The organism is Galbibacter sp. PAP.153, assembly GCF_037029175.1.
GTDB classification, from domain to species: Bacteria; Bacteroidota; Bacteroidia; order Flavobacteriales; family Flavobacteriaceae; genus Galbibacter; species Galbibacter pacificus.
The window spans coordinates 1-26284 of sequence record NZ_JAZEUN010000003.1 but is presented as its reverse complement, the minus strand read 5'-3'; the positions used below and the strand labels follow the sequence as shown (position 1 = coordinate 26284).

General features: G+C 38.4%; 26 protein-coding genes, 1 tRNA gene and 2 pseudogenes. 19 read left to right on the top strand and 10 right to left on the bottom strand.

Annotated features, from left to right (window positions below; all coding sequences use genetic code 11):
* Nucleotides 1–4: 4 nt before the first annotated feature.
* The gene (locus tag UXI14_RS01975) at nucleotides 5–769 is read right to left on the bottom strand and encodes an alpha/beta hydrolase (protein WP_335964571.1); all 765 of its coding nucleotides are present in this window, start codon (nucleotides 767–769) and stop codon (nucleotides 5–7) included.
* 289 nt (nucleotides 770–1058) lie between these two features.
* On the opposite strand from UXI14_RS01975, the gene mraZ reads away from it, so the two are divergent.
* From mraZ to UXI14_RS01900, 15 genes are all read left to right on the top strand, one after another.
* Nucleotides 1059–1538: a division/cell wall cluster transcriptional repressor MraZ gene (mraZ, locus tag UXI14_RS01970; RefSeq protein WP_335964570.1), complete on the top strand. Its 480-nt coding sequence runs from the start codon at nucleotides 1059–1061 to the stop codon at nucleotides 1536–1538.
* On the top strand, nucleotides 1525–2421 hold the full coding sequence (rsmH, locus tag UXI14_RS01965) for a 16S rRNA (cytosine(1402)-N(4))-methyltransferase RsmH (protein WP_335964569.1): 897 nt from the start codon (nucleotides 1525–1527) through the stop codon (nucleotides 2419–2421). Before mraZ ends, rsmH begins: the two co-directional genes overlap by 14 nt.
* A gap of 13 nt (nucleotides 2422–2434) precedes the next feature.
* Nucleotides 2435–2752: an FtsL-like putative cell division protein gene (locus tag UXI14_RS01960; RefSeq protein ID WP_277898275.1), complete on the top strand. Its 318-nt coding sequence runs from the start codon at nucleotides 2435–2437 to the stop codon at nucleotides 2750–2752.
* A 3-nt stretch (nucleotides 2753–2755) separates the two neighbouring features.
* Complete coding sequence (locus UXI14_RS01955; RefSeq protein WP_335964568.1) at nucleotides 2756–4765, top strand: penicillin-binding protein; 2010 nt, start codon at nucleotides 2756–2758, stop codon at nucleotides 4763–4765.
* Nucleotides 4762–6225 carry a UDP-N-acetylmuramoyl-L-alanyl-D-glutamate--2,6-diaminopimelate ligase gene (locus UXI14_RS01950; protein WP_335964567.1) on the top strand — a complete coding sequence of 488 codons (1464 nt, stop codon included), beginning with the start codon at nucleotides 4762–4764 and terminating at the stop codon, nucleotides 6223–6225. Before UXI14_RS01955 ends, UXI14_RS01950 begins: the two co-directional genes overlap by 4 nt.
* A gap of 41 nt (nucleotides 6226–6266) precedes the next feature.
* A complete protein-coding gene (mraY, locus tag UXI14_RS01945) occupies nucleotides 6267–7499 on the top strand; it encodes a phospho-N-acetylmuramoyl-pentapeptide-transferase (protein ID WP_277898278.1) in 1233 nt (410 codons plus the stop codon).
* Complete coding sequence (gene murD, locus UXI14_RS01940) at nucleotides 7499–8833, top strand: UDP-N-acetylmuramoyl-L-alanine--D-glutamate ligase (protein WP_335964566.1); 1335 nt, start codon at nucleotides 7499–7501, stop codon at nucleotides 8831–8833. Before mraY ends, murD begins: the two co-directional genes overlap by 1 nt.
* A gap of 13 nt (nucleotides 8834–8846) precedes the next feature.
* Nucleotides 8847–10049: an FtsW/RodA/SpoVE family cell cycle protein gene (locus UXI14_RS01935; RefSeq protein WP_335964565.1), complete on the top strand. Its 1203-nt coding sequence runs from the start codon at nucleotides 8847–8849 to the stop codon at nucleotides 10047–10049.
* Nucleotides 10036–11133 (top strand): undecaprenyldiphospho-muramoylpentapeptide beta-N-acetylglucosaminyltransferase, encoded by a 1098-nt coding sequence (gene murG, locus UXI14_RS01930; RefSeq protein ID WP_335964564.1) that lies wholly within the window; start codon nucleotides 10036–10038, stop codon nucleotides 11131–11133. Before UXI14_RS01935 ends, murG begins: the two co-directional genes overlap by 14 nt.
* A gap of 7 nt (nucleotides 11134–11140) precedes the next feature.
* Nucleotides 11141–12496 carry a UDP-N-acetylmuramate--L-alanine ligase gene (gene murC / locus UXI14_RS01925; RefSeq protein WP_335964563.1) on the top strand — a complete coding sequence of 452 codons (1356 nt, stop codon included), beginning with the start codon at nucleotides 11141–11143 and terminating at the stop codon, nucleotides 12494–12496.
* On the top strand, nucleotides 12480–13199 hold the full coding sequence (locus UXI14_RS01920; RefSeq protein ID WP_335964562.1) for a hypothetical protein: 720 nt from the start codon (nucleotides 12480–12482) through the stop codon (nucleotides 13197–13199). The genes murC and UXI14_RS01920 overlap by 17 nt, the downstream gene beginning before the upstream one ends.
* Before the next feature lie 3 nt (nucleotides 13200–13202).
* Nucleotides 13203–14549, top strand: coding sequence for a cell division protein FtsA (ftsA, locus tag UXI14_RS01915; protein ID WP_335964561.1), 1347 nt, complete (start codon nucleotides 13203–13205; stop codon nucleotides 14547–14549).
* 77 nt (nucleotides 14550–14626) lie between these two features.
* Nucleotides 14627–16561, top strand: a complete 1935-nt coding sequence (ftsZ, locus tag UXI14_RS01910) for a cell division protein FtsZ (protein ID WP_335964560.1) — start codon at nucleotides 14627–14629, stop codon at nucleotides 16559–16561.
* A gap of 103 nt (nucleotides 16562–16664) precedes the next feature.
* Complete coding sequence (locus UXI14_RS01905) at nucleotides 16665–17114, top strand: GatB/YqeY domain-containing protein (protein WP_335964559.1); 450 nt, start codon at nucleotides 16665–16667, stop codon at nucleotides 17112–17114.
* A gap of 37 nt (nucleotides 17115–17151) precedes the next feature.
* A tRNA-Arg gene (locus UXI14_RS01900) sits at nucleotides 17152–17225 on the top strand.
* A gap of 193 nt (nucleotides 17226–17418) precedes the next feature.
* Here UXI14_RS01900 and UXI14_RS01895 read toward each other — a convergent pair.
* Together UXI14_RS01895 and UXI14_RS01890 are read right to left on the bottom strand one after the other, a co-directional pair.
* Nucleotides 17419–17577, bottom strand: a pseudogene (locus UXI14_RS01895) (helix-turn-helix domain-containing protein); the annotation flags it as partial.
* 6 nt (nucleotides 17578–17583) lie between these two features.
* A complete protein-coding gene (locus UXI14_RS01890; protein WP_335964558.1) occupies nucleotides 17584–17928 on the bottom strand; it encodes a helix-turn-helix domain-containing protein in 345 nt (114 codons plus the stop codon).
* Between the two features lie 86 nt (nucleotides 17929–18014).
* Between UXI14_RS01890 and UXI14_RS01885 the strand changes: the two genes are divergently transcribed.
* Nucleotides 18015–18815, top strand: a complete 801-nt coding sequence (locus tag UXI14_RS01885; RefSeq protein ID WP_335964557.1) for an SDR family oxidoreductase — start codon at nucleotides 18015–18017, stop codon at nucleotides 18813–18815.
* Nucleotides 18816–19095: 280 nt separating this feature from the next.
* On the opposite strand, the gene UXI14_RS01880 is transcribed toward UXI14_RS01885, so the two are convergent.
* Both UXI14_RS01880 and UXI14_RS01875 read right to left on the bottom strand, forming a co-directional pair.
* On the bottom strand, nucleotides 19096–19584 hold the full coding sequence (locus tag UXI14_RS01880; protein WP_335964556.1) for a hypothetical protein: 489 nt from the start codon (nucleotides 19582–19584) through the stop codon (nucleotides 19096–19098).
* Nucleotides 19585–19642: 58 nt separating this feature from the next.
* Nucleotides 19643–19789, bottom strand: a pseudogene (locus UXI14_RS01875) (Txe/YoeB family addiction module toxin); the annotation flags it as partial.
* A gap of 43 nt (nucleotides 19790–19832) precedes the next feature.
* Here UXI14_RS01875 and UXI14_RS01870 point away from each other — a divergent pair.
* The 3 genes from UXI14_RS01870 to UXI14_RS01860 all read left to right on the top strand — a co-directional run bounded on the left by UXI14_RS01870 (nucleotide 19833) and on the right by UXI14_RS01860 (nucleotide 21457).
* Nucleotides 19833–20063, top strand: a complete 231-nt coding sequence (locus tag UXI14_RS01870) for a hypothetical protein (protein ID WP_335964555.1) — start codon at nucleotides 19833–19835, stop codon at nucleotides 20061–20063.
* Nucleotides 20057–20281, top strand: a complete 225-nt coding sequence (locus tag UXI14_RS01865; protein WP_335964554.1) for a hypothetical protein — start codon at nucleotides 20057–20059, stop codon at nucleotides 20279–20281. Before UXI14_RS01870 ends, UXI14_RS01865 begins: the two co-directional genes overlap by 7 nt.
* Before the next feature lie 756 nt (nucleotides 20282–21037).
* Nucleotides 21038–21457, top strand: coding sequence for a LuxR C-terminal-related transcriptional regulator (locus UXI14_RS01860; RefSeq protein WP_335964553.1), 420 nt, complete (start codon nucleotides 21038–21040; stop codon nucleotides 21455–21457).
* Between the two features lie 136 nt (nucleotides 21458–21593).
* Here UXI14_RS01860 and UXI14_RS01855 read toward each other — a convergent pair whose 3' ends face one another.
* From UXI14_RS01855 to UXI14_RS01835, 5 genes are all read right to left on the bottom strand, one after another.
* On the bottom strand, nucleotides 21594–21824 hold the full coding sequence (locus tag UXI14_RS01855) for a hypothetical protein (RefSeq protein WP_335964551.1): 231 nt from the start codon (nucleotides 21822–21824) through the stop codon (nucleotides 21594–21596).
* Between the two features lie 255 nt (nucleotides 21825–22079).
* Nucleotides 22080–22949 carry a lysophospholipid acyltransferase family protein gene (locus UXI14_RS01850; protein WP_335964550.1) on the bottom strand — a complete coding sequence of 290 codons (870 nt, stop codon included), beginning with the start codon at nucleotides 22947–22949 and terminating at the stop codon, nucleotides 22080–22082.
* Nucleotides 22950–22959: 10 nt separating this feature from the next.
* Nucleotides 22960–23832 (bottom strand): DUF6268 family outer membrane beta-barrel protein, encoded by an 873-nt coding sequence (locus tag UXI14_RS01845; protein WP_335964548.1) that lies wholly within the window; start codon nucleotides 23830–23832, stop codon nucleotides 22960–22962.
* Between the two features lie 244 nt (nucleotides 23833–24076).
* Entirely contained in the window at nucleotides 24077–24832 is a 756-nt protein-coding gene (locus tag UXI14_RS01840) for a LytTR family DNA-binding domain-containing protein (protein ID WP_335964547.1), read from the bottom strand.
* On the bottom strand, nucleotides 24829–25611 hold the full coding sequence (locus tag UXI14_RS01835; RefSeq protein WP_335964546.1) for a histidine kinase: 783 nt from the start codon (nucleotides 25609–25611) through the stop codon (nucleotides 24829–24831). Before UXI14_RS01835 ends, UXI14_RS01840 begins: the two co-directional genes overlap by 4 nt.
* Nucleotides 25612–26284 lie beyond the last annotated feature (673 nt).

Genomic DNA, 26284 nt, shown 5'->3' with positions numbered 1-26284 from the left:
AGTTTTATAAATCCCTTTCAGTAAGCCATTTGTCGAGAATCCTGTTAAAATCGTTGGGATGTTCCATCATGGGCGCGTGCCCGCATTTGTCTATCCAGAAAATATCAGAGTCTGGCAAAAGCTCATGAAACTCCTTTGCAACGCTAGGCGGCGTAACCGTATCGTTTTCGCCCCAAATAATGCAAGTCGGTGTATGCATGTGCGGAAGGTCTTTGGCCATGTTGTGCCTAATAGCGCTTTTGGCTATGGCCAATGTTTTTATAAGTTTGTTCCGGTCGTTAACCGTTGCAAATACCTCGTCTACAATTTCTTTGGTTGCAACGGCGGGGTCGTAAAAAACATCCTGGCTTTTCTTTTTAATAAATTCGTAATTGCCGCGTTTGGGATATCCGTCCCCCATGGCATTTTCATACAGCCCAGAACTCCCCGTAATTACAAGTGCCTTGACTTTTTGGGGGTAAAGTTTGGTATGTAAAAGGCCAATATGTCCTCCTAAAGAGTTGCCTAAAAGAATTACTTCCTCCAGCTCTTTAAACTCAATGAATTTCTCTAAGTAATTAGCAAAACTTTTTACGTTTGTCTTCAATAAAGACATTTTGTAAATAGGTAATTCGGGGATTAACACCTTGTATCCTCTTGTTGAAAAATAATCAGCTACATCGTCAAAATTGCTCAAACCTCCCATCAATCCATGCAAAACAATCATGGGGGTTCCTTCTCCAACTTCTAAATAAGTAAATTTACCTTCCTTCTTTAAATCGTGTGCCATTAAGGGTTAGTTACATTTCTTCGGGAACAAATATAGGCATTTCGAGCTTATAATAAATCATTTCTGCTCAATGCCGGAATTTGCCCATTTTAAAAATGCAAAATTATGAATTTTCGCCTTCGCCACGGCAATTATATACTTATTAACAATTTTATAACTATTGGATTTACTGTTGGTTGGCGTAAAAAACGGGGAATTTATCAACAAAGTGGTAAAAAGTGACGAAAAGTGGTAAAAAGTGGTAAATAATTCTCTATATTTGAAAAAGTTAACCGCTAAAACGGATTGAGTGATTCAGTTTTCAGAAGAGTATGAGTGTAAGGCAGATAGCAAAGGGCGTATTATGGTGCCATCTTCTTTGCGTGCCAAATTAGCGCCCGTTCTTAAGGACGGTTTGGTGCTAAAGCGCTCTATTTTTCAAAAATGCCTCGAAGTTTATACCATGGCTGCCTGGGAAAAGGAAATGAAGCAGGTTGGTAAGCTAAACCGTTTTGTGAAAAAGAATAACGATTTTATCCGTCAGTTTACGGCAGGAGTGAGAGTGGTGGAGATTGATGCAAATGGAAGACTTTCCCTTCCTAAAAATTTAATGGCGTTTGCGGGGATTGAAAAAGAAGTGGTTCTTTCCGAATCAATCGACAGGATTGAAGTATGGGACAAGCAAAAATATTATAATGTGCTCGACGAAGGCGCCGGGTCTTTTTCTGACCTTGCCGAAGATGTAATGGGCGGGTTTGAGGTAAACAACGATGAGGATGGAGTATCATAACCCGGTATTGTTGAAGGAGGCTGTAGACGGACTTCATGTGAAAGATGATGGGATATATGTAGACGTAACATTTGGCGGCGGCGGGCATTCCAGGGAAATATTGGCTAGGCTCGGTGAAAGGGGGCGGTTGATAGCTTTTGATCAAGATGAAGATGCGGCAGGGAATGCAATCGACGATGAACGATTTTTATTGATAGGAGAAAATTTTAGGTTTATAAAGCGTTTTTTGAAATTTAACGGAATAGTGAAGGTTGATGGGATTTTGGGTGATTTTGGAGTATCCTCACATCAATTTGACATTCCGGAACGTGGCTTTTCAACGCGTTTTGATGCTGAATTGGACATGAGGATGAGCCAACAAAATCCTGTTTCTGCTTTTGAGGTTGTAAACAACTATGAAGAGGCAGCGTTGCGAAACGTGTTGAGTGTGTACGGAGAGCTAAGAAATGCCGGGGCTATTGCAAAAACCATTGTCCAGCAGCGGGCAGAAGCTCCAATAAAAACTACCGAAGGGTTAAAACAGGCCCTGAAGAAGTTTTTGCCCCAACATAAGGAGCATAAAATATTGGCCCAGATATATCAAGCTATCCGTATTGAAGTCAATCAAGAGGTGCAGGTGCTAAAGGAATTTTTAATGCAAACTGCCGAAATTTTAAACACAGGAGGAAGGCTTAGTTTAATAAGCTACCATTCGTTGGAGGACCGTCTGGTGAAAAGATTTATAAGAAGCGGAAAGTTTGAAGGGGAGCCGGAGAAAGATTTTTATGGAAACATCAATGTTCCGTTTAAAAAGGTGGGGGGGTTGATTATGCCTTCCGCAGAAGAAATTAAAGTGAATAATAGGGCGCGAAGCGCTAAACTTAGGATAGCGGAAAAGCTATAGAAAATGAAGTGTTATGAAGAAAGGGATTTTAGATTTATTGAAAGGGAAGTTTCTCATAAGCGATGATTCGGTAAAAAACTGGAGGTTTTTTCTTTTTGTTTCAATATTGGCCGTTATCATGATTTCTAGTGCGCACCATGCCGATAAAAAAGTACATGAACTGGCAAAGTTGAACGATGAGGTAATGGAGCTTAGAAGCGAATTTGTAGATGTCAGGACAAAAGTTCAGCAAGTGAAGCTGGAATCGAACGTAACAGAAAAAGTGGCCGCATCTGGATTGAGGCCTTCTTTAATTCCACCGAAAAAAATAATGGTAGCTCAAAAAAAATAAATTATGCCAACAACCGATAAGAACATATTAAGCCGATTGTATTTTGTGGCCGGATGTATGTTTTTCTTCGCTTTGGCCGTGGTGGTAAAACTTATTACCATTCAAGTAGTAGATGGAGAAAAATACAGGGGGTTGGCAGAACAACGCACTATTAAGAATTTTACAATAGAGCCAAAAAGGGGTAACCTGTATTCAGACGATGGTAGCTTGCTGGCTACTTCCGTTACTAAATATGATATCCGTTTTGATGCAATTACGCCGCAGCACAAAGTTTTTGAGGAAAACTTAAAGCCGTTGTCCGATTCGTTGTCGTTAATACTTGGCAGGCCTGCATCATATTATCAAAATTTACTTCGAAAAGCGCGTGCCAATAAAAACAGGTACTTGCTTATAGCACGCGATCTTGGCTATACAAACTATATCCGTGTTAAAAATTTTCCGCTGTTCAACCTTGGGCCATACAAGGGCGGACTTATCGTTGAACAGGAAACCAAGCGGGAATATCCCTTGGGCGGAATGGCACATAGAAGTGTGGGTTATGAACGCGTAGACGATAAAGGTTATTACACAAGGGTTGGACTGGAAGGTGCTTTTGGCGATTATTTAAGGGGAACGGAAGGACACAGGTTGAAGCAAAAAATAGCAAAAGGACAGTGGAAGCCCATAACCGATTACAATGAGGTCGAGCCAAAAGACGGTTATGATGTGGTTTCGACCATTAATGTAAATATTCAGGATATCGCTCATCATGCTTTGTTGAGCCAATTGGAAAAATACAAGGCCGATCACGGCTCGGTAGTGGTTATGGAGGTGGCTACCGGAGAAATCAAGGCAATCTCAAATCTGGGAAGGACAAAAGGTGGAAAATACTACGAACGGTTAAATTATGCCGTGGGTGAGTCTCACGAACCCGGATCTACCTTTAAGTTGATGTCCATGATTGCTGCTCTGGAAGATCATGCCGTTGATACCACAGATATTATCGATACCGAAAAAGGGGTTATTTCCTTTTACGGAGAGAAGGTAACGGACTCTAAAATTGGAGGCTATGGAAAGATAACGGTAGCTGAAGTTTTGGAGCGTTCGTCAAATGTTGGGATTGTTAAAATTATAGATGGATATTATGGAGACCAGCCCGAAAAATTTGTAAACCGCCTATACAATATGGGACTTAACAAAAAATTGGGCTTGTCCATAAAAGGAGAAGGGGCTCCCATTATCCCACATCCAAACGATAAAGACCGCTGGAGCGGAATAGCATTGCAATGGATGGCCTATGGTTATGGGGTGTCTTTTACGCCATTGCAAACGCTTACTTTTTATAATGCCGTGGCAAACGGCGGCGAAATGGTAAAACCAAGGTTGATTAAGGAAGTCAGGGAGTGGGACAAGGTAATTTATAAGTTTGACAAAGAAGTTATAAATCCATCAATTTGTTCAAAAGAAACCATAAAGGAAGTACAGGCAATGTTGAAAAATGTAGTGGAATATAAGCATGGAACCGGACATGGATTGTACTCTCCAAATTTTTCAATGGCCGGAAAAACAGGTACCTGTCAAAAAGATTATAGGGATAAAAGCAAGTTGAATTACATATCCAGCTTTGCTGGATACTTTCCTGCCGAAAACCCAAAATACTCATGCATTGTTGTTATTCACGAACCCGATAAAAGCGTTGGTTATTTTGGAGCCGATGTTTCCGGGCCGGTTTTTAAAAGCATAGCACAAAAAATTTATACCAATTCTCCGCTTATAGATACCATTGAAGAATTAAACGAAGAAGATGGAGCAGTAGAAAAAGATTATAAAGCATATTACGCCAAAGTAAAAAAACGAAACGAGATTGTGCCCAATGTTGAGGGAATGAGTGGCATGGATGCTATTTCTATTCTAGAAAACCTTGGATTAAAGGTAAAAATAGAAGGAAGCGGTATTGGCGTGGTAAAAAGCCAGTCGCTTAAAAGTGGAGAAAAAATAAAAACAAACCAAACCATTGTATTGCAATTGTCATGATTTTGTTAAAAGACATATTATACAAAGTGAATATCAATGCTGTAGCCGGTAATACGGTTACCTATGTAAACGATGTTCATTTTGATTCCAGAAAAGTTTCCCTGGATGATGTTTTTGTGGCAGTTCCCGGTACTGTTGTAGATGGTCATGATTATATTACCAAGGCAGTCGAAGCAGGCGCCATTGCTGTAGTATGCGAAAGGCTCCCGGAGCAGCTTGTCAATGGGATTACTTATGTTGAAGTAGAAAATGCGCACAAAGCATTGGCGGTAATGGCTGCGAATTTCTACGGAAACCCTTCACAAAACTTAAAATTGATAGGAGTTACCGGAACAAATGGTAAAACAACGGTTACCTCACTTTTGAGCCAGTTATTTACAAAAGCAGGATACAAAACAGGTTTGTTGTCTACAGTTAAGGTAATGGTAGGGAGTAAAGAATATCCGGCAACACATACAACCCCGGATTCCATGACCATTAATAGGTATTTAAAAATGATGAACGACGCCGGGGTAGAGTACTGTTTTATGGAGGTAAGTTCGCATGGCATTCATCAGGAACGCACTATGGGCCTGAACTTTGCAGGCGGTGTTTTTACCAATTTAAGCCATGATCATTTAGATTACCATAAAACATTCGCCGAATACCGAGACACTAAAAAACGCTTTTTTGACGAACTCCCCAAAAATGCTTTTGCCCTCGTTAATGTGGATGATAAAAACGGGGTGGTCATGCTACAAAACACAAAAGCCAGAAAAGTTACCTATGCCTTAAAAACATATGCCGATTATAAAGCCCAAATATTAGAAAATCAATTTACCGGATTGCTTTTAAAAGTAAACGATAACGGAGTCTGGTCGCGTTTAATAGGGAGTTTTAATGCATACAACTTATTGGCCGTTTATGCGGTAGCCGACCTTTTTGAGCTTGATAAACTAGAAATATTAAAATATATAAGCGAACTGGAGAGTGTGGGTGGCCGTTTTCAGTATTTTATTTCAGATGATAAGATTACGGCCATAGTAGATTATGCACATACACCCGACGCTTTAAAAAATGTCCTGGAAACCATTAATGCCATTCGCACAGGTAACGAAACGTTGATAACGGTTGTAGGCTGTGGGGGCGACAGGGACAAAACAAAACGGCCAATAATGGCAAATATAGCGTCGACCTTGAGCACCAAGGCAATTTTTACTTCTGATAACCCCCGGACCGAAGACCCAAACAAAATTATAGAAGAAATGGAAAGTGGAGTCGAGCCCCAAAATTTTAATAAAACACTTTCTATTGAAGACAGAAAGCAGGCCATAAAAACAGCTTGCCAATTTGCACAGGCAAACGATATCATTCTTATTGCGGGGAAGGGGCATGAAACCTATCAGGAAATAAATGGCGTCCGCAGTGATTTTGACGATATGAAAGTGGTGAAAAAATTATTAACGCACATAAAAAAATAACGCAGCGGTTCCTTTTAGAATAGGGCCAAACAAAAATTTATATGTTATACTATTTATTCGAATTTTTAGAGAAAAACTATCAATTGCCTGGAGCGGGATTATACCAGTTTATCACCTTCAGGGCTGCTGCTGCTGTTATTTTATCATTATTGTTTTCTACCATTTACGGTAAAAGGATTATCAATTATTTACGCGCACAACAAATAGGAGAAAGTGTAAGGGAATTAGGTCTGGAAGGGCAGTCACAAAAAGCGGGAACCCCGACCATGGGAGGTATTATTATTATCCTGGCTACCATAATTCCCGTATTGCTGTTTGCAAAACTGGAAAATATCTACATAATCGTATTGTTGGTAACTACTATTTGGATGGGGGCCATTGGTTTTGTAGACGACTATATTAAGATTTTCAAAAAAGACAAAGAAGGGCTAAAAGGAAGGTTTAAAATCCTTGGCCAAATAGGAATAGGGATTATAGTTGGCGCAACGCTATATTTTCATCCAGAAGTAACCGTAAAAGAAGAATTAAAGGCCCCCAATAATATCGAGGTGGTATCAAATGGAGATGTAACGCAGGAATACGGAGAAGAAGAAAAGTCAACCAAAACCACCATCCCGTTTGTAAAGAACAATGAGTTTGATTACGCAATGCTGATTTCTTGGTTGGGCGATAACTATAAAAGCTACGCATGGCTCATTTTTATCCCTATAGTGATTTTTATTATTACGGCTGTTTCAAATGGGGCAAACCTTACCGATGGAATCGATGGTCTTGCCGCTGGTACATCGGCAATTATAGTGCTGACGCTGGGAATTTTCGCATGGATTTCGGGTAACATCATTTTTTCAGACTATTTAAACATAATGTACATTCCACGTGCCGGGGAAATAACCATATTTATTGCCGCTTTTGCGGGTGGCCTGGTAGGCTTTTTATGGTACAATGCATTCCCTGCCCAAATATTTATGGGAGATACGGGAAGCTTGACCATTGGTGGTATTATAGCTGTTATTGCAATAGCCATTAGAAAGGAGTGGCTTATACCCATTCTCTGCGGAATCTTTTTAGCCGAAAACTTATCGGTGGTAATGCAAGTGAGCTACTTTAAATATACCAAGAAAAAATTTGGCGAAGGGAAACGTATTTTTTTAATGTCGCCCTTGCATCATCATTATCAAAAGAAAGGATATCATGAAAGTAAAATAGTAACCCGTTTTTGGATTATCGGGATTCTTTTGGCAATCGTTACCATTGTAACACTTAAACTGAGGTAATGCAAAGACTGGTTGTGCTAGGCGGGGGAGAAAGCGGAGTTGGGACTGCCGTTTTAGGAAAGCAAAAGGGTTTTGATGTTTTTGTTTCTGATAAAGGAAGAATAAAGGAAAAATATAAAAACGTTCTTATAAATTCTAAAATTGATTGGGAAGAAGAAAAGCATTCAGAAGAAAAAATATTGAATGCAGATCTGGTAATGAAGAGTCCGGGAATACCCGATAAAGCTCCTCTGGTTAGCGAGCTTTTGAAAAAAGGTATCAAAGTGATTTCAGAAATTGAATTTGCATCGCTTTACACCAGAGCCACAATTATTGGGATTACCGGAAGCAATGGTAAAACCACCACCACCATGCTTACGCACCACATACTTAAAAATGGGGGGCTAAACGTGGGAATGGCAGGAAATATAGGTGATAGCTTTGCCCAAATGGTAGCCAAAAATGATAAAGATATGTATGTACTGGAAATCAGTAGTTTTCAGTTGGATGGCATAGAAACATTTAAGCCTCATATTGCAATAATTACCAATATAACACCCGATCATTTAGATCGATACGATTATAGGTTCGAAAATTATATCGCATCCAAATTTAGGATCGCCATGAACCAGACCGAAGACGATTACCTTATTTACGATGCCGATGATCCCGTTGTTCGGGATTGGCTGGATAAGCATCCCGTACAATCAAGGTTATTGCCGTTTTCCATTGAAAAAACAGTAGAAAATGGAGCGTATTTAAAAGATGAAAGCATAATAATTAATATAGATAAACAGCATATAGAAATGTCTACAGATACTTTAGTACTAGAAGGAAAACATAATTTGAAGAACGCTATGGCAGCTTCAACAGTAGCGAAATTGGTAAAAATAAGGAAAGCGACCATCAGGGAAAGTTTAGAAAACTTTCAGGGCGCTTCGCACCGCTTGGAAAAAGTATTGAAAATTCAAAACGTGCAATACATAAACGATTCAAAAGCTACCAATGTAAATGCTACGTTCTATGCTTTGGATAGTATGAATACGCCAACGGTTTGGATTGTCGGCGGACAGGACAAGGGAAATGACTATCTGTCTTTAATGCCATTGGTGCGGGAAAAGGTAAAGGCAATTGTTTGCCTTGGGCTGGACAACGGTAAGATTATTGAAACTTTTGGGAGCGTTGTAGACTTTATTGTAGAGACAACTTCTATGCAGGATGCTGTTAAAATTAGTAAAGAAGTAGCCGAGAGGGGCGATGCAGTGCTGTTGTCTCCGGCATGTGCTTCATTCGATTTGTTTAAGAATTACGAAGATCGAGGAGATCAGTTTAAGCAAGCCGTTAAAAATTTATAAAAACTAAATATACGTGCAGGAATTATTTAAAAATATAAAAGGTGATAAGGCAATATGGGCTGTAGTGGCACTGTTGGCATTGTTTTCTTTTTTACCTGTGTATAGCGCAAGTACCAATTTGGTATACGTGGTAGGCAGCGGTACCACCTTTGGCTATTTGCTCAAGCATGGTATATTGCTGGCATTGGGCGTGGCCATAATTTATGGGGTGCACAAAATACCCTACCGATATTTTAAGGGATTGTCTATTATAGCCATGCCAATAACCATATTACTTCTAATATATACTTTGGCACAGGGGACAACCATTGGTGGGGCAAATGCAAGTAGGTGGATTCAGGTACCGTTTGTGGGTATTACTTTTCAAACGTCAACATTGGCCTCTATTGTCTTGTTGATTCATGTTGCAAGGTATTTGGCAAAAATAAAAAAAGAAAAAATAACCTTTAAAGAGAGCATAGTGCCACTTTGGTTGCCAGTGTTCTTGGTTTTGATATTGATTCTCCCTGCCAATTTTTCTACCACGGCCATTATCTTTTTAATGGTTTTGGTATTATGCTTTTTGGGGGGGTATCCATGGAAATATTTAGCAGCAATTGTAGGAGCCGGATTGTTGGGCTTAACCATGTTTGTTTTAACGGCCAAAGCTTTTCCGGGGCTATTCCCAAATAGGGTAGACACATGGATAAGTAGGGTTGAAAATTTTGCCGATGAAGGAGATAGCGAGGCCGATTATCAAATAGAAAGAGCAAAAATAGCCATTGCAACCGGCGGAATTGTAGGCGTGGGTGCCGGAAAAAGTGTAATGAAGAATTTCTTGCCCCAAAGCTCATCAGATTTTATATATGCCATTATTATTGAAGAATATGGTTTAATAGGCGGACTTACAATGGTTTTTATTTATTTGCTGCTCCTTTTCAGGATAGTAATAGTAGCACATAAGTCGGAATCCACCTTTGGAAAACTCTTGGTCATTGCCGCCGGATTGCCCATAGTCTTTCAGGCATTTATAAATATGGCGGTTGCCGTAGAACTATTCCCGGTTACCGGGCAAACATTACCACTTGTAAGTAGCGGCGGTACTTCTATCTGGATGACGTGCCTTTCCATAGGAATTATTTTAAGCGTAAGCGCCAAACGCCAAGAAGATTTGGAACAAATTGAAGAAGAAGCCGATAATCAAAATCCATTAGATATTTTAAGTGAGCAGTTATAGATTCATATTATCAGGAGGAGGCACAGGAGGCCATATATATCCAGCCATTGCCATAGCCAACGAGCTAAAGCAACGGTACCCGGACGCTTTATTCCTGTTTGTAGGTGCTCAAGACAGGATGGAAATGGAAAAAGTGCCGCAGGCAGGCTACGAAATTAAAGGTTTATGGATTTCAGGCATTCAGCGAAAGCTAACGCTTAAAAATTTAATGTTCCCGTTTAAATTAATAAGCAGCATATGGAAAGCAAAAAAAATAGTAAAATCGTTTAAGCCCGATATTGCCGTTGGAACAGGCGGGTATGCAAGCGGACCATTATTAAAGGCTGCTTCGGGAAAAAGGATTCCATGTGTATTGCAGGAACAAAACTCTTTCCCTGGAATAACAAACAAGTGGTTGGCAAAAAATGTAGAAAAGATATTTGTGGCATACAATGGCCTGGATCGTTTTTTTCCTGCTGATAAAATAATAAAAACCGGAAACCCGGTCCGTCAAGATTTATTAAAGATTGATGATAAAAAAGAAGAAGGTCTTAAATTTTTTCAATTGACCAAGAACCGTAAAACCCTGTTTGTCATGGGCGGAAGTTTAGGAGCGAGGAGAATTAACCAGTTAATAGAAAAAGAGCTAAACTTTTTTAAGGAAAATAACGTACAACTTATATGGCAATGCGGAAAGTTGTACTTCGATGAATATAAAAAGCACCAAGGCGACACCGTAAAAGTGCACGCATTTATTAACGATATGAAACTGGCATATGCCGCTGCCGATATTATTATTTCCCGTGCAGGGGCCATCTCTGTTTCAGAATTGGCCATAGTGGGGAAACCTGTGTTTTTTATCCCATCGCCAAATGTTGCAGAAGACCATCAAACTAAAAATGCTTCAGCAGTTGTAAAAAACAATGCGGCTGTTTTAATCAGGGAAAATGACTTGGACACAACTTTTGAAGAAACATTTTTATCGGTATTTAATTCAGAAGAAAAACAAAAAGAGCTGGGCATCAACATTAAAGCCATGGCGTTGCCAAATGCCACTAGCGATATTGTTGACGAAATAGAAAAATTAATAAAAAAAGTTGCATAAGCATAAAATGGACTTAAATAAAATACATAACGTTTACTTTTTGGGCATAGGCGGCATTGGCATGTCTAGTCTGGCACGTTATTTTAAGTTCATTGGGAAAAATGTAGCGGGTTACGATAAAGTTTCAACAGAAATTACAGACGGACTTGCAGATTTGGGAATCGATCTTCATTTTGAAGAAGATGTGGATAAAATTCCGCGTGGTTTCAAGGATAAAGAAGCAACATTGGTGGTATATACGCCTGCGGTGCCCAAAATGCATCAGGAGTATGTTTATTTTTCGGCAAATGGCTTTGAAATACAAAAACGCGCTGCCGTACTGGGCATCATAACAAAAGATACGTATTGCTTTGCCGTGGCTGGAACTCATGGAAAAACCACTACAAGTGCCATATTGGCCCATATTTTAAAAGAAACGGGAACGCCCATTACAGCCTTTTTGGGTGGGGTTTCAGAAAATTTCAACAGTAATTTTTTAATTGAAGGCAACGAGTATACCGTTGTGGAAGCCGATGAATTCGACAGGTCCTTTTTGCACCTTTCGCCAATGGTAGCTTGTATTACTTCCATAGATGCCGACCACTTGGACATATATGGAAATGAAAACGAAATGAAAAAAACATTCATTGAATTTTCTAAAAAAGTAAAGCCACAAGGAAAGCTTTTTGTTAAAAACGGATTGCCAATTCAGGGGACTACCTTTGGGATAGAAGACAATTCGGACTTTTCAATCAGAAATATAACAATTACAAACTCAACCTACCTATTCGACCTAGTAACCCCGACAGAAACCATAAATGGGGTTATGTTTAGCAAACCAGGAAAACACAATTTGTTAAACGCATTGGCAGCATTGGCAATGGCGACAACTTTAGGCACCCCCCTAAGTCGCCTTGCCAGGGCGCTTGCCAGTTTTAAAGGCATAAAACGCCGCTTTTCATACCAAATCAATGAAAAGGATTTAATTTATATAGACGATTATGCGCATCATCCTACAGAAATAGATGCCGTGTATGAAGCTGTTACGAGTACACACCCAAACAAAAGGATTACGGTGGTATTTCAACCACATTTGTTTTCAAGAACAAAAGATTTCGCCCTAGATTTTTCAAAGAGCTTAGCCCGTTTTGATGAGATTATTTTACTGGACATTTACCCTGCAAGAGAAGAACCCATTGAAGGAATAACAGCTAATTGGTTGCTGGACATGATAGACCATGGCCACAAACAAAAAGTTGTAAAGCAAGACCTTCCCGAGATTTTGAGAGCAAGCCGTTCTCAAGTCTTTTTAACGCTCGGTGCAGGCGATATCGGACAAGAAGTTAATAGCATAAAAAAAGCGTTAAGTGAAAAAGTATGTTAGTTTTATAAAATTAGTAATAGTGCTCCTTGCATTGGTTTTTATGTATTCTTTTTCAAACAAAAGAAACAATAGCCGTATGTTGAGCAACAATTCCCGTATTGAGTTCCTAAACGATAATGCACATTTTATCACAAGGAACACAGTTAATAAATTGTTGATACAAAATCGGGACACTGCTTCGGGCGTACCCAAAGAAAAATTAGCTTTGAATATTATGGAGAAATCCCTCAACGCCAATAAAATGGTTCAAGAGGCCGATGTCTATGTATCTATAACTGGGGAAGTTGGGGCAAAAATACGTCAGCGTACACCAATTGCAAGAGTGGCGGCTAGTAAACCTTTTTATATTGATGTAAAAGGAAAAACGATGCCGTTATCGCCTGTTTATTCAGCTAGGGTACCTTTAGTAACAGGGAATAGTATAAAAAATAAATTGCCGGAGTTATATACACTGGCCAAATTTATATATGATGATGATTTTTTAAAGATGAACGTAATTGGCATCCAGCAAAAAGAAGATCATTACGAATTAAAATTGAGAACCGAAGATTTTGTCTTGTACCTGAATAAAATAGAAGAACTGGAATCTAAGTTTAATAATTTTAAGGCTTTTTATCAAAAAGGGTTGCACGATAAAACCTTGGATAAATATAAGGTTGTAAACCTAAGCTTTGACAATCAGGTAGTGTGTACCAAAAAATAGATTATGGAAAATACTAAATACGCAGTAGGGTTAGACATAGGGACCACAAAAATAGTGGCCATGATCGGTCGAGAGAACGATTATGGAAAGATTGAAATATTAGGTATTGGTAAGTCCAAAAGTTTGGGGGTGCACAGGGGCGTGGTAAACAATATTACCCAAACAATTCAATCAATTCAACAAGCAGTACAGGAGTCCGAGAGCGCATCGGGCCTTAAAATAAACGATTGCGTGGTAGGGATAGCCGGACAGCATATAAGAAGTTTGCAACACAGCGATTATATAACCAGACCCGATTCGGAAGAAGTAATCAGCGAAGACGATCTGGACAAACTTTGCAATCAAGTGTATAAGCTGGTAATGCTTCCCGGGGAAGAAATCATCCATGTATTGCCACAAGAATACAAAGTAGACGGCCAGGCCGAAATAAAAGAGCCCATCGGGATGTATGGCGGCCGTTTGGAGGCCAATTTCCATGTGGTCGTGGGGCAGGTATCATCCATTAGAAATATTGGTAGGTGCGTAAAAAGCTCAGGTCTCGATTTGGCCGGTATTACCCTCGAACCTTTGGCGGCGGCCAATGCTGTGTTGAGCCAGGAAGAAAAAGAAGCTGGCGTTGCGTTAATCGATATCGGGGGCGGCACCACCGACCTTGCCATTTTTAAAGACGGAATTATCCGTCATACCGCGGTAATCCCTTTTGGTGGGAATGTAGTTACCGAAGATATAAAAGAAGGCTGTTCCATTATCGAGAAACAGGCCGAATTGTTAAAAATTAAGTTTGGATCGGCATGGCCCGGCGAAAACAAAGACAACGAAATAGTCTCCATACCCGGTTTAAGGGGAAGGGAACCAAAGGAAATTACATTAAAAAACCTCTCTAAAATTATCCATGCACGCGTTGTGGAGATTATTGAGCAGGTATACATGGAAATTAAAAATTACGGTCACGAAGATCAAAAGAAAAAGCTGATTGCCGGAATTGTATTAACGGGCGGCGGAAGCCAGTTAAAGCACCTAAAGCAATTGGTGGAATACATAACGGGCATGGATACCAGAATTGGCTATCCAAACGAGCACTTGGCAGGCGATTCGGATACAGAAATAGCCAGCCCGGTATATGCCACGGCAGTCGGTTTGGTAATGAATGCCATTCAGCAACAACAAAAGAATGCGCCAAGACAGCCTGGAAACCAATCGAAAAAAGAAGCACAAGAAACCAAACAAGAAGAACAACCAAACGATTATAATCAAACAGAGCCCCAATCAACTGAGTCAAAAAGAGAAAGGAAATCCTTTCTTGAAAAATGGTCAGAGAAATTAAAAGATTTTTTAGACAATGCAGAATAGTCAACCAACACTAGAAGCAAGCGTTTAAAAAATATTAGTAAGTAGTAATAGGAAAAAATAGGGTAAAAAAAATTATTATGAGTAGCAACACAGATTTAGGGAACATCTCATTCGACTTACCAAAAAATCAAAGCAATGTAATTAAGGTTATTGGCGTTGGCGGCGGAGGTAGTAATGCAATTAATTACATGTTTCAACAAGGCATAAACGGCGTGGATTTTGTAGTTTGTAATACAGATTCGCAGGCATTGCAAAACACTGGAGTGCCAAATAAAGTACAACTGGGGGTATCTTTAACAGAAGGCCTCGGTGCGGGGGCAAATCCCGAGGTAGGCGAAAAAGCGGCCATAGAAAGCTTGGAAGAATTGCAGTCCATGCTGGACACCAACACCAAAATGGTTTTTATCACTGCCGGTATGGGTGGCGGAACAGGCACCGGAGCGGCACCGGTAATAGCCAAGCTGGCCAAGGATATGGATATCCTAACGGTTGGAATTGTAACCATTCCTTTTCAGTTTGAAGGGAAAATGCGTAACGAACAGGCACAACGCGGCGTGGAAAAATTGCGTTCCCATGTCGATTCTCTTATTATGATTAATAACAACAAACTTCGCGAAGTATATGGAAACCTTGGTTTTAAAGCAGGCTTTTCCAAAGCGGACGAAGTATTGGCAACCGCGGCAAGGGGGATTGCAGAAGTTATTACGCACCACTACACGCAAAACATTGACTTAAGAGATGCCAAGACGGTGCTTTCTAACAGCGGAACCGCCATTATGGGGTCTGCAACGGCAACCGGTGCAAACCGAGCGCCCGAAGCCATTATGAAAGCATTGGATTCTCCATTATTGAACGACAACAAGATTACCGGCGCACAAAACGTACTGCTACTTATAGTTTCAGGTGCCGAAGAAATTACCCTAGATGAAATTGGAGAAATCAACGATCATATTCAAAACGAAGCCGGCCACAATGCCAATATTATCATGGGTGTTGGTGAAGACGAAGGTTTGGGCGATTCTATAGCCGTAACCGTAATTGCAACGGGATTTAACCCTGAGCAACAACATGAGATTGTAAATACAGAAGCCAAAAAGATTATCCACACACTGGAAGACGAACAAAAAGCGGTTCACGACCTTACCCCAAAGGCTTCACAAAAGAAATTTACAGCATCATCATCTATTGATGAAGAAAAGTCCGAAGAAAAAAAGGTAGTGAAGCATGTTTTGGTGGACGATTCAGAAGAAAAGATAGTTGAAGACCAACAAATGGAATTGATTCCAACTTCAGAAATTATAAAAAACATCAATGTTATTTATGATGAAGTGACATTGGAAAACGACGATGATTTTATTATAATAGATACCACTGCCAAAATTAAGGACATAGATGTTGTGGACCCGGAAATATTAAAACCAGAGGCCAAAAAGCAGACAATGCTTTCTTTTGACATGCCCTTGCAGGAAGAAGACCGCGAAGAGGAGGAAAACGTAATTACATTCGACCTTTCTGAAGATGTAAGTGATTATGAGGTGAACGACCATGTAGAAATAGTGCCGGTTACCGAAGTTTCGCATGATGGTACGAAGCGTTACAGCTTGGATGATTATATGGAAATGGAAGATCAGCTAAACAATGCAAGGCCAAAAGATAAAAAGGCCGAAAAAGTTGAAAAAGAACTGGATTTTGAAAAAAAGGTAGTCGAAGAAAAGCCGTCCCAAAACCAATCTTCAGACGAAATAGACCCCATGAACAGTTCCATTGAAGACAGTTTAAGGAGCAGGGCCGAAGAACGCAGGCGCAAGCTAAAAGATTTCAACTATAAATTTCATAATAATGCATCAAAAATAGAAGAAATAGAAAAGCAGCCCGCATACAAGAGGATGGGGATAGACCTTGAAAGTCAACAAGAAGAAAATCAATCTTCAAGAACGAGTGTAGGCTCAGATAGCAATGAAGAAATTCAGCTAAGAAGTAATAACTCCTTTTTGCATGATAATGTAGATTAGGGAAAATTGATAATAGCCATAAAACCCGAAATCTTTTTAAGAAGTTTTCGGGTTATTTTTTTATCTTCGCACTGCGAAAAAAGTTTTATAAAACAATAAGACCATGAGTTTACAAGATAAAGTGATGACCGAAATGAAAACTGCCATGAAGGCCAAGGATTCAAAGGCACTGGAAGCCCTTAGGGCGGTTAAGTCTGAACTTTTATTGGCAAAGACAAACGCAGCGTCCAAAGATGGCCTAAGCGAAGAAGAAGAGGTAAAGCTTTTGCAAAAACTTGTAAAACAAAGAAAAGATAGTGCAGCTATATACAAAGAGCAGGGGCGGGCAGATTTGGCAGAACCCGAACTGGCACAAGCTGCTATTATAGAGAAATTTTTGCCCGAACAATTGAGTGAAGAGGAAATTACAGAAGTGGTTTCTGGAATTATCTCCAAGATAGGTGCAGAAGGGATGAAGGATATGGGAAAAGTAATGGGGATGACATCGAAAGAACTGGCTGGAAGAGCAGATGGAAAAACCATTTCTACAATTGTTAAGGCTAAATTGAGTTAAATATATAAAGTAAAAATTCCGGCATAAGCAGGAGTATGGCCCCGTGGCGCAACTGAATAGCGCATCAGATTTCGGCTCTGAGGGTTGCAGGTTTGAATCCTGCCGGGGTCACAAAAAGGGATACTAATTTAGTGTCCCTTTTTTACTTAATTATCGATTTTATTGAGAAATCCTTAATTTTTACTTTAAAAAATCATTAATAATATTTCTTAAATAAACAATTAGATTTTTTTAGAGAGTTAGGCTAAATGGATTCGAACCAAGCTGAGACAAAATTAAAATTAGCACTCTTGAATAAAACATATTAATTAAAACTTGTACGGAATTCCTGTGGGGTTTGATTGGTTTTTGATTTAAATAATTTGCTAAATGATTGGGAATGTTCAAACCCCAATTCAAAAGCAATTTCACTAACGGAAAGCTGGGTAGTGGAAAAGCGTTCCTTAGCTCTTTCGATGAGTTTGAAAGTTCATTTTGCTTTGATTTTTTCTATATGATTTTTCCCCCATTTTTCCATCGGGTTTACAACTTTCCCAATACTAAAACAATAGTCAGTTACGTGATATTCGATTCGAACGGGATATTCATCAATTACAGCCCTGGTAATCAATAAATTTTCTTCCAAATGCTTTAGCTCTTTGGACAATACCCGATTGGTTATTTTGGGAATGGAATTGGAAATTTCGTTAAACCTTTTGTTCCCGTCGTGAATAGAGAGGATAATCGGTAGTTTCCATTTTCCCCCCAGTACAAACATCGTGTCCTGTATCGCCTTTACTTTTTCTTTAAACCGTTGTTTATCCTTTTCTTTCATTTTAGGTATCCTCTAGTATACAAGTATCAAATGTATACTTTCACGCCTTAACTTTGTAGAATTAATGAATTAAAAATTAAATAAAAATGAAAACAATTTTTATAACAGGCGCTTCATCGGGTATAGGAAAAGCAAGTGCTAAATTTTTTCGGGCAAAAGGCTGGAATGTTATTGCCACGATGCGAAGCCCCGAAAAAGAGACGGAACTCACCCAACTTGAAAACATAACAATTTTACCTCTGGACATTACTGATGCTGAACAAATACTATCTACGGTTAAAAAAGCCACTTCGTTACACGATATAGACGTAGTGCTTAACAATGCGGGATATGGATTATTTGGCGCAATGGAAGCATTGAGCAATGAGCAAATTACGCAACAGGTAAACACGAACCTAATTGGGACAATGCAGGTTACCCAAGCGTTTATCCCTTATTTTAGGGAAAAGCAGAAGGGCTCGTTTATTACCGTAACCTCGATAGCTGGACTTATGGCATATCCTTTCGGGAGTGTGTACCACGCCACAAAATGGGCATTGGAAGGTTGGAGCGAAAGCCTGTCCATTGAACTATCGATGTTCAACATCGGGGTTAAAACTGTTTCACCAAGTGGAACCAATACAAACTTTTCCGGCAGTTCATTGGATTTAGGCTCTCATCCGATATATAACGAAACCATAGAAAAAACAATGGGAGGCTTTAGTTCGCCTTCTACTCCGGAAGAAATTGCAGAGATTATCTACGAAGCAGCTACCGATAATAAAGATCAGCTACGTTATCTTGCAGGACAAAATGCAAATCAACGTTATGCAAGACGATTGGAAATAGGTCCGGAAGCTTTTAGAAAAGAAATACTCCAATGGTTTACAGATATAAGAAACTCCTAATTAATACTATTTTTATAATACTTTTCGTGCTAACTCTAAGTGGTTAGTTTTCAATTTCTTGAGAAAAACGTTCTTTATGACAATCCGTACATTTATAAAACCAGTACTAAGATACAACTTGTAGGATAGTCACCCAGAATTCAAGAGATAGGTACTACATGTACAGTATTAAGGTGAAAACTTAATGATTAAAAGCCAATGGGGCAATAAAGGGGCAATAAAGATGCAATTACTCCAAAACGACCTGTTTAACCATGGAAAATGAGGGATTTGAATTTCTTTAAGCAGCCACTATATCAGCTAAAAGCTTTAAATCTTCTATTAATTGGTTCGAATTCTGTACCATATCGTTCACCATAGGGGAAAAGTCAATTTTATTTGATTTTTCCCCTTTTTTATGTTCTTGTAAGTGCTTGTTAATCATGGTAGTTAGAGCTAAAGCTTCGTTGATTTTAGGTGTTCGAATTTTTCCAGAAATAATTGTCAATTTTTGAGGGAAAAGAGACGAAATTAACTTTCTTTTAACAATAATATCACTTTTTAAATAGAGTATATCTAACATTGAAAGACAATTATAAGCTTTTTCCAAAAGACTACTGAGGTTGATGTTATCTTCTTGAAAAACAGAAAGTTCACTCTCTATTTTAAAGATTTCATCTGCACATTCAGATTTTATCACTCTAAAGTCATTGGCGTCAATGGTATCAGTCAATAACAGCTCTCGAGCCTTTCTCATTTTATCATTAGCTATTTTTAGTAAACTCTTCAAATGATCAATTTTTTGAGTTCTTCTTATGTTTTTAATTTTTTGGGAGGAGGTCACAACCTTGTAAATCTCCTTTTAAAGCTTCGGGTTTTCCGATACCTTCAAAAGGTATTCGCATACAACTTTTAATTAGTTCGTTAATTCGTTTTACTATTTTCTTATCGACTTTCTGCCAATACAAATAATCTTCCCAAGAAGAAAAAACTATGGAACATAAATTGTATCTTTACAATAAGAAAAGAGGAATAATTATGGCAACTTTAGATTTAAGACAAAGTGTTTTAGAATATATAAAAAACAAGGCAGACGGTAAATTTTTACGTTTGGTTGACGCAATGGCAAAAACCTACCAAGAAGAAGAGATCCCGGAACGCATCAGTATTGAGCAGTACAATAAAGAAATCGACGAATCCATAGCACAGATAAACCGCGGGGAATTCTATACCCAGGAAGAAATGGAAAAAATGGCAAAAGAATGGTGAAACCCAAAGTCATCTGGAGTAAAAACGGTTCCCTTCAGTTAAAGGAATCCTTGGAGGATTTAAGGGAGAAGTCACCAAAGGCAGCATCAAAAGTTAAAAACGAAATACTCAAGGCATCAAGGGAGCTATCCGATAAACCAGAAATCTATAGTCCGGATAGGTTCAAGAAAAAAAACGACGGAAGCTTTAGGGCTTTTGAAAAATACAGTTACAGGTAACCTACCAAGTGGAAAAGACTCAAATAACGATATTACGGGTCCGTCACACAAGCAGGGAACCTTTGGAACATTAAATAATCCCCATAAAACAAAACCCAGATTGTTGCCGGAAAAGGCAAAAATCCCCTGTCTTTTGTTTTATTCCGCTCGCCACTGGACTTGCAACAAAAGACTAGACAATGAGAAAAGATATAATATTGTTAATTTTTAATTTCAATCTCATTGTAGAATTACTATTCTATTTAGATATAAAATTATCTTCATTTTCTACAGCTGCCAAAAGTTCTAAATCTTTAATAAAATTTTCAGAAATTTGTATTTCTTGCGTCACCATCGAGGACAAATTGATATTTTTCGATTTGTCCTCTTTTTTTTTATTTTTAAGTTACTGTTAATCAATAGTATTATAGCTATTTCTTCATTAATTTTAGTGGTTCAAACTTTTCCAGATATTATCGTTAGTTTTTCAGGAAAAATTTTAAAAAGATTATAATTGGCAATTAAATGGATACGCGGAGCATGTTGACCCCTCTACCGGAAGCTCTTTAATGCACTGTCATTACGGCGGATGCTGACCCCTCTATAAAAAAACACAGTCATCAAGGTGATATCATATTCCGGAGCATGTTGACCCCTTTATTGGGGAAATGATTAAAATTCCGGGTATATTGACCCCTCTAGTGATTGTTTTATTTGATTTTGGTTTTTTTGGTGGGAACCACCAAAAGATATGTAATGACAGGAAAACCAAAACGAATGAGTCAAGTAAAACAAATACTCCGTATGCATATACAGGGCAAAGGCATTAAGACCATTGCCCGAGAATTATCCATTAGCAAGAATACAGTAAAGAGCTATATCAAAAAAGTAACCCAGGGCGAACTCTCTATTGCTGAACTTTTACATGAAGAAGATCCTGCCTTGGAAGCTAAACTCTGGTCTGGAAATCCTTCTTATAAAGATGATCGTTATGAATACTTAAAACAGCGCCTTGATTACTATAACAAGGAACTTAAACGGGTAGGTGTAAACCGCCAACTTATATGGGAAGAATATTGCCAAGGTACTACAAGGCCCTATAGTTATACTCAATTTTGTTATCATTTGCAGCAATTTAGGCATAGCAGCAGCCCTACGATGGTACTGGAACATCAGCGGTGGAACTACAGGAATTAAACGGAGAGAGCGGTATTACTAAAAATACGAAAGCCCAAATAATGTATAGTGTCTTTAATTTTGCATTCAATAGTTGAAAAAGTGAAACTCTTCCATTTTGAAGGAAAAATCTTAATCTCTCGGTATCCATTTGCTGTTATGTCAATGCTTTGCAATATACATATTGGTGTTGCAATATCTTTTCAACTTCGCTTTCGGAAATCCCACAAGATACCACCCTTAAAACCTTGTCAACATCTTCCAGGTCGAAATTGGCTTGTTTGACTCCTGGGTGCGTTAAAAGTTTTTCCAATATAATATTCATTTGATCGGTAGAAAAAATATTAGTGGCAAAGACCAATATTTCTAAAGAGGCTGTTTTATTCATCGTTGTTGGTTTTATGGTTTTTATGTCTTTCTTTTATACTGTGCTCCCAGAGCTTGCCACCGGATTTTTCCCTTCCTGCCTTTAAATCTGCCGCGATAGCCTCCCCATCCACTGCTTAAAAACAATAGCTAGTACAGCAACAAAATATCAAGGGTTTGACAGAAGGTAAGGCTCGGATTTACTTGTGCGGAAGATTATTTAAGTAAAAAAATCCTATTAATACACTATGTATTTTGTTTGTTTTCATTAATGAATTTATCTTTTCCATCGTTTATGTGTCCATAACCAACCGTATGGTTCTCCTTTTATATTTTCTTCAAGTAAATTGACATACTTTTGGGTTATCTCCCTTTCATTTGTAGATACTGCCTCTGAACATAGTGGGATACACGATATCCTGTAATTTCCTTTCGATAGTTGTGTTATGTGTAGGTAGATGACTGCCGCCCCACTTGTATGTGCCAGTTTTTCCATACTTGAAAAGATATAGGTTTGCTGGTTTAGAAATTCGAATTTGTACTTGTCTTCTCTTGTACTGGGACATTGGTCAGCTAGAAAAAGATAAAGGGCGGGCGATGATTTTTGGGTCAGGATATGCCGCATTACCATTTTATCAGGGATCAATTTTAAACCGAAACGAGACCGGATTTTAATCATCAGCCTGTTCATTACTTCTGACCGTAAAGGTTTATATACAGCATAAACTTCGTGATTAAGCTTATTTGGCATAAAATTTAGCATTTCCCAGTTACCACAATGTCCCAGGCATGCGATAACATTTCGACGGGCGGACATATGCCTGTCTATGAGTTCCAGGTTCTCAAAGATGATCTTTTTGTCAAGCACTTCGACCGGAGCAGAGATGTTTTTTATGATTTCAGCAAAATAGTTGGTAAAGCATACGTAGAATTTTTTTATAATACCATAGATTTCGCCATATCGTTTATCGGGAAACGAACGTGCCATGTTCTGGATTACTATTGGTTTCCTGTATCCGATAATGTAATACACTATAAAAAACGCAAGAGAAGCCACGGCATAAAGAAATGCCATAGGTGTCAAACTCAGGACATAAACAATACCATAGAGACTCATATATACCAAGGTTTGTAGAGCTTGTTTCATTTTTCAGGACTTAAAACTTCATCTTTAATCCCAAAGATACATACGGGGAAACAGCAAAATAATAATCATTATCAGAAGCAAAAATTCCTTTGAGAGTTCTATCCGTATATGACGCAGGACGGTATAGGTTTAACCCGGCCATACCTGTCATAGACAACCCGCTTTTACCAAACTTTATTTCGGGACGAAATCCTGTAACGATGTATTGGTGGGAGAATATCTTATCTTCACCGTCCTTCTCCAACAAGGCTACTTGGCCATTTATTTGAAATGCATACGACAGTTTGAACCTATCATTAAAATCATACCCTACTGAAGCATCCAAACCTTCGATCAACTCAACGTTTATATCAAATTTCCTTTCATTTTTCCAATTAAAATAGAAGGCTGGAAATACCATTGGGTAGCCTAAGGTACTATTTATAGCTAAACCTCCACCAATATCTAAATTTGGGGTCAAGTGACGGATAAAAACAACGCCTCCGCTTCCGAGCACATTTTTGAAACTGATTTTGGAAAAATCGGTTGAAGGAGTAAATATACCCACGCCCAAGCTTGCCCTCATTGACCACTTCTCGCTCAAAGGCCGAAGGTGGTAAAGCCCTATTTGAAGATTCATTATTTCGGAGACCATATCGTCCGTGAAATGTTTATTATCTAACGAAACATATGTCCCGCCAGCTCCAACACCCCAAACAATTGGACGGTTGTTTTTATCCGTTTTTACGGATAATGGCATATTTAACGCCCCCTGATAAACTATAGCATAACCTTCGGCATTGCCGATTCTTTCTTTTGGGCCTTCACCGGGAGGCAAATAATAATAGCCTGAGTTTCCAATGTACTCCGTTTTGAATGATATTTCCTGCGCTTTTCCTTTCATGCATAGCAACGTTACCAACGTTACAAAGAATACTGATTTTAGCTTCATGATTTTAAATTGATTTGCTTTTGTTATATATATTTTGGACAAAAGAATGATGGATAGAGCAGAACAGAAAGCACTAGCCTATAGGCTTTAGAATTGGATAAATGAAATACAGAATTAGAGGAACGGATTTTTTAAGCCCGATATCAAAGAAGAGAAATTATGGGAGTAATAAATGGAAAAACTTGCGAAGACCTAATTATTCTACAATACCGTCCATCCATTTAAGGAAGTCGGGGACACGTACTCGACTTACTAAAACTTCATGTGGGCATTCGGGAACAAAGGAAAGTTTCAACCGGCTATTGAAATGCTTCGCTACATTTTCAATGGCCTTTACATTCCCGATGCAATTACGGGATACACGAAAAAACAAACGTTTATCAAGTTGCTGTTCCAACCGATCCAAGGTGTAATTAATAATATACCGTTTGTTTTGAAAAGTATGTAGAAATACAACCCCATCTTCACTATAAAAATGAGCAATGTCCACCGTCTCAATGTAATGGTAGTTTTCTCCTTTTGATATAAGGAAACGGTTTTTGGTTTTAGTCAAGAGTAATTGTTCAAAGTTTTCGGAATCAGCTCTGTAAGAATGCTTTTGGAAGAGTTTCTCGAATTTAATTAATGCCACTTCCAGCTCATTCTCATTAAATGGTTTTAGCAGATAATCAATACTGTTTAATTTAAACGCTTTAATCGCATGCTCATCATAAGCAGTTGTAAAGATTACCGGTGTGGTCACCTTTATGTGATTGAATATCTCGAAACAGTTACCGTCTGCAAGACGTATGTCCATAAGAATTAAATCTACGTCAGAAACTTTCAAAAATTCGATGGTATCTACCACTGTTTTTGTTTGTTTCTCCAACAAATATTCAGGACGTAATTTCGTTATCATACGTTTTACTTCTTCGTATGCAAACCGTTCATCTTCAACTATCAGGTACTTCATGGTTGGATATAGGGGATTTTAACGATAAACAAATCGTCTGTATGCACTATAAGGACCTCTTTAGCATATACTTTATATTGCTTGGCAATATATTTCAACCCGATTCCGCCTTTATCTACACTGCTAGATGGCTGGATGTTGTTCTCAACCGTGACATAATCGCTATCAATGGTGATTTTTATATTCAACAATGATTCTTCGATCGCGATGTTGTGCTTGAATGCATTCTCTATAAGTAATTGCAGGGTAAGGGGAATGATCTTGTTCTGTTCGTAGCTAGTTGTTTTAGCCACTGTGAAAGTAAAAGAGTTTTCAAATCTTGTCCGCATCAGGAAGATATATGAATCCAGGGCATCCAGTTCATCTGCTACAGAAACCATTGGCTGCTGGCTAAGGGAAAGCACATATCGGTAGGTCTTCGATAGGGCTTTTGTAAATTTATTGGCACTTTCTTGGTTGATGTAGATCAGTGAGGACAATACATTCAATGAATTAAATAGGAAATGTGGATTAATCTGTGACCGCAATGTTTCGTGTTGAAACAACAGTACCTTACGTTTGGCTTTTTCAGAATCGGCTATGGCCTTTTGTTCGGACTGGAAGTAATGGATTAACTCGAAAACCAACAATATGGGAACATTGGTTGTCATTGCAAATGCAAATTTGACAATGAAAGGAGGCAATCCTTCCTCGGGAACAAGGAACACATTATATATTAAAAAATTAAATATCCATAATAATATCAGGCAAATAGCTATGATCCCTATAATGTCTGCCATAATACGTAAAAAGATATTTTTGGAATATGGTAAATGCTTATTTAGAAGTAATAGTAATCCGCAGTCTGCCATACACATGGCAAGTATGACGACATAATGCACTGAAAGCTGTAAGTGAAAGTTCTTCCATAAATCTTCTTTCATCACAATAATGCTAAAAAGCATTTGGCACAGAGCATAGACCAGTGATGAGAAGAAAAAGATAAGTAGTCTTTTAATATTTATCTTTTTTTGAGCCATTATTCAAAAGTAAAATTTCTCTTCAAAACTCATGGATAAGTCTCCCTGTTTTATGATGAACTTCATTATTTGGAGGATGAATTTAACAGCTCAATATCCTTCTCTGTAAATACCGATGTTTTAAACACATTAATCATAACGCTATTGCTCTATAATTTGCAAAATTCGGATATACTATTAATTTTAGAACAAACTGATCCACTTGTGCCGGATTAAACTGAGCATAGCTTGCCGGCTAAGATATATAAAGAACAGTCGGATAATGGTGATAATTATGTGATTAGACTTAAGTTTTTAAAATCTGATTTGTTTTGGGTCAAGGATTTTAAACTTAATAGGTTATAGTTGTTCGTGTTAATTTGTTACTGATACAAAATAGTAGTTTATTTCAAGATATTTTTCCAGATAATAATCAACAAAGTAATTACTTTAA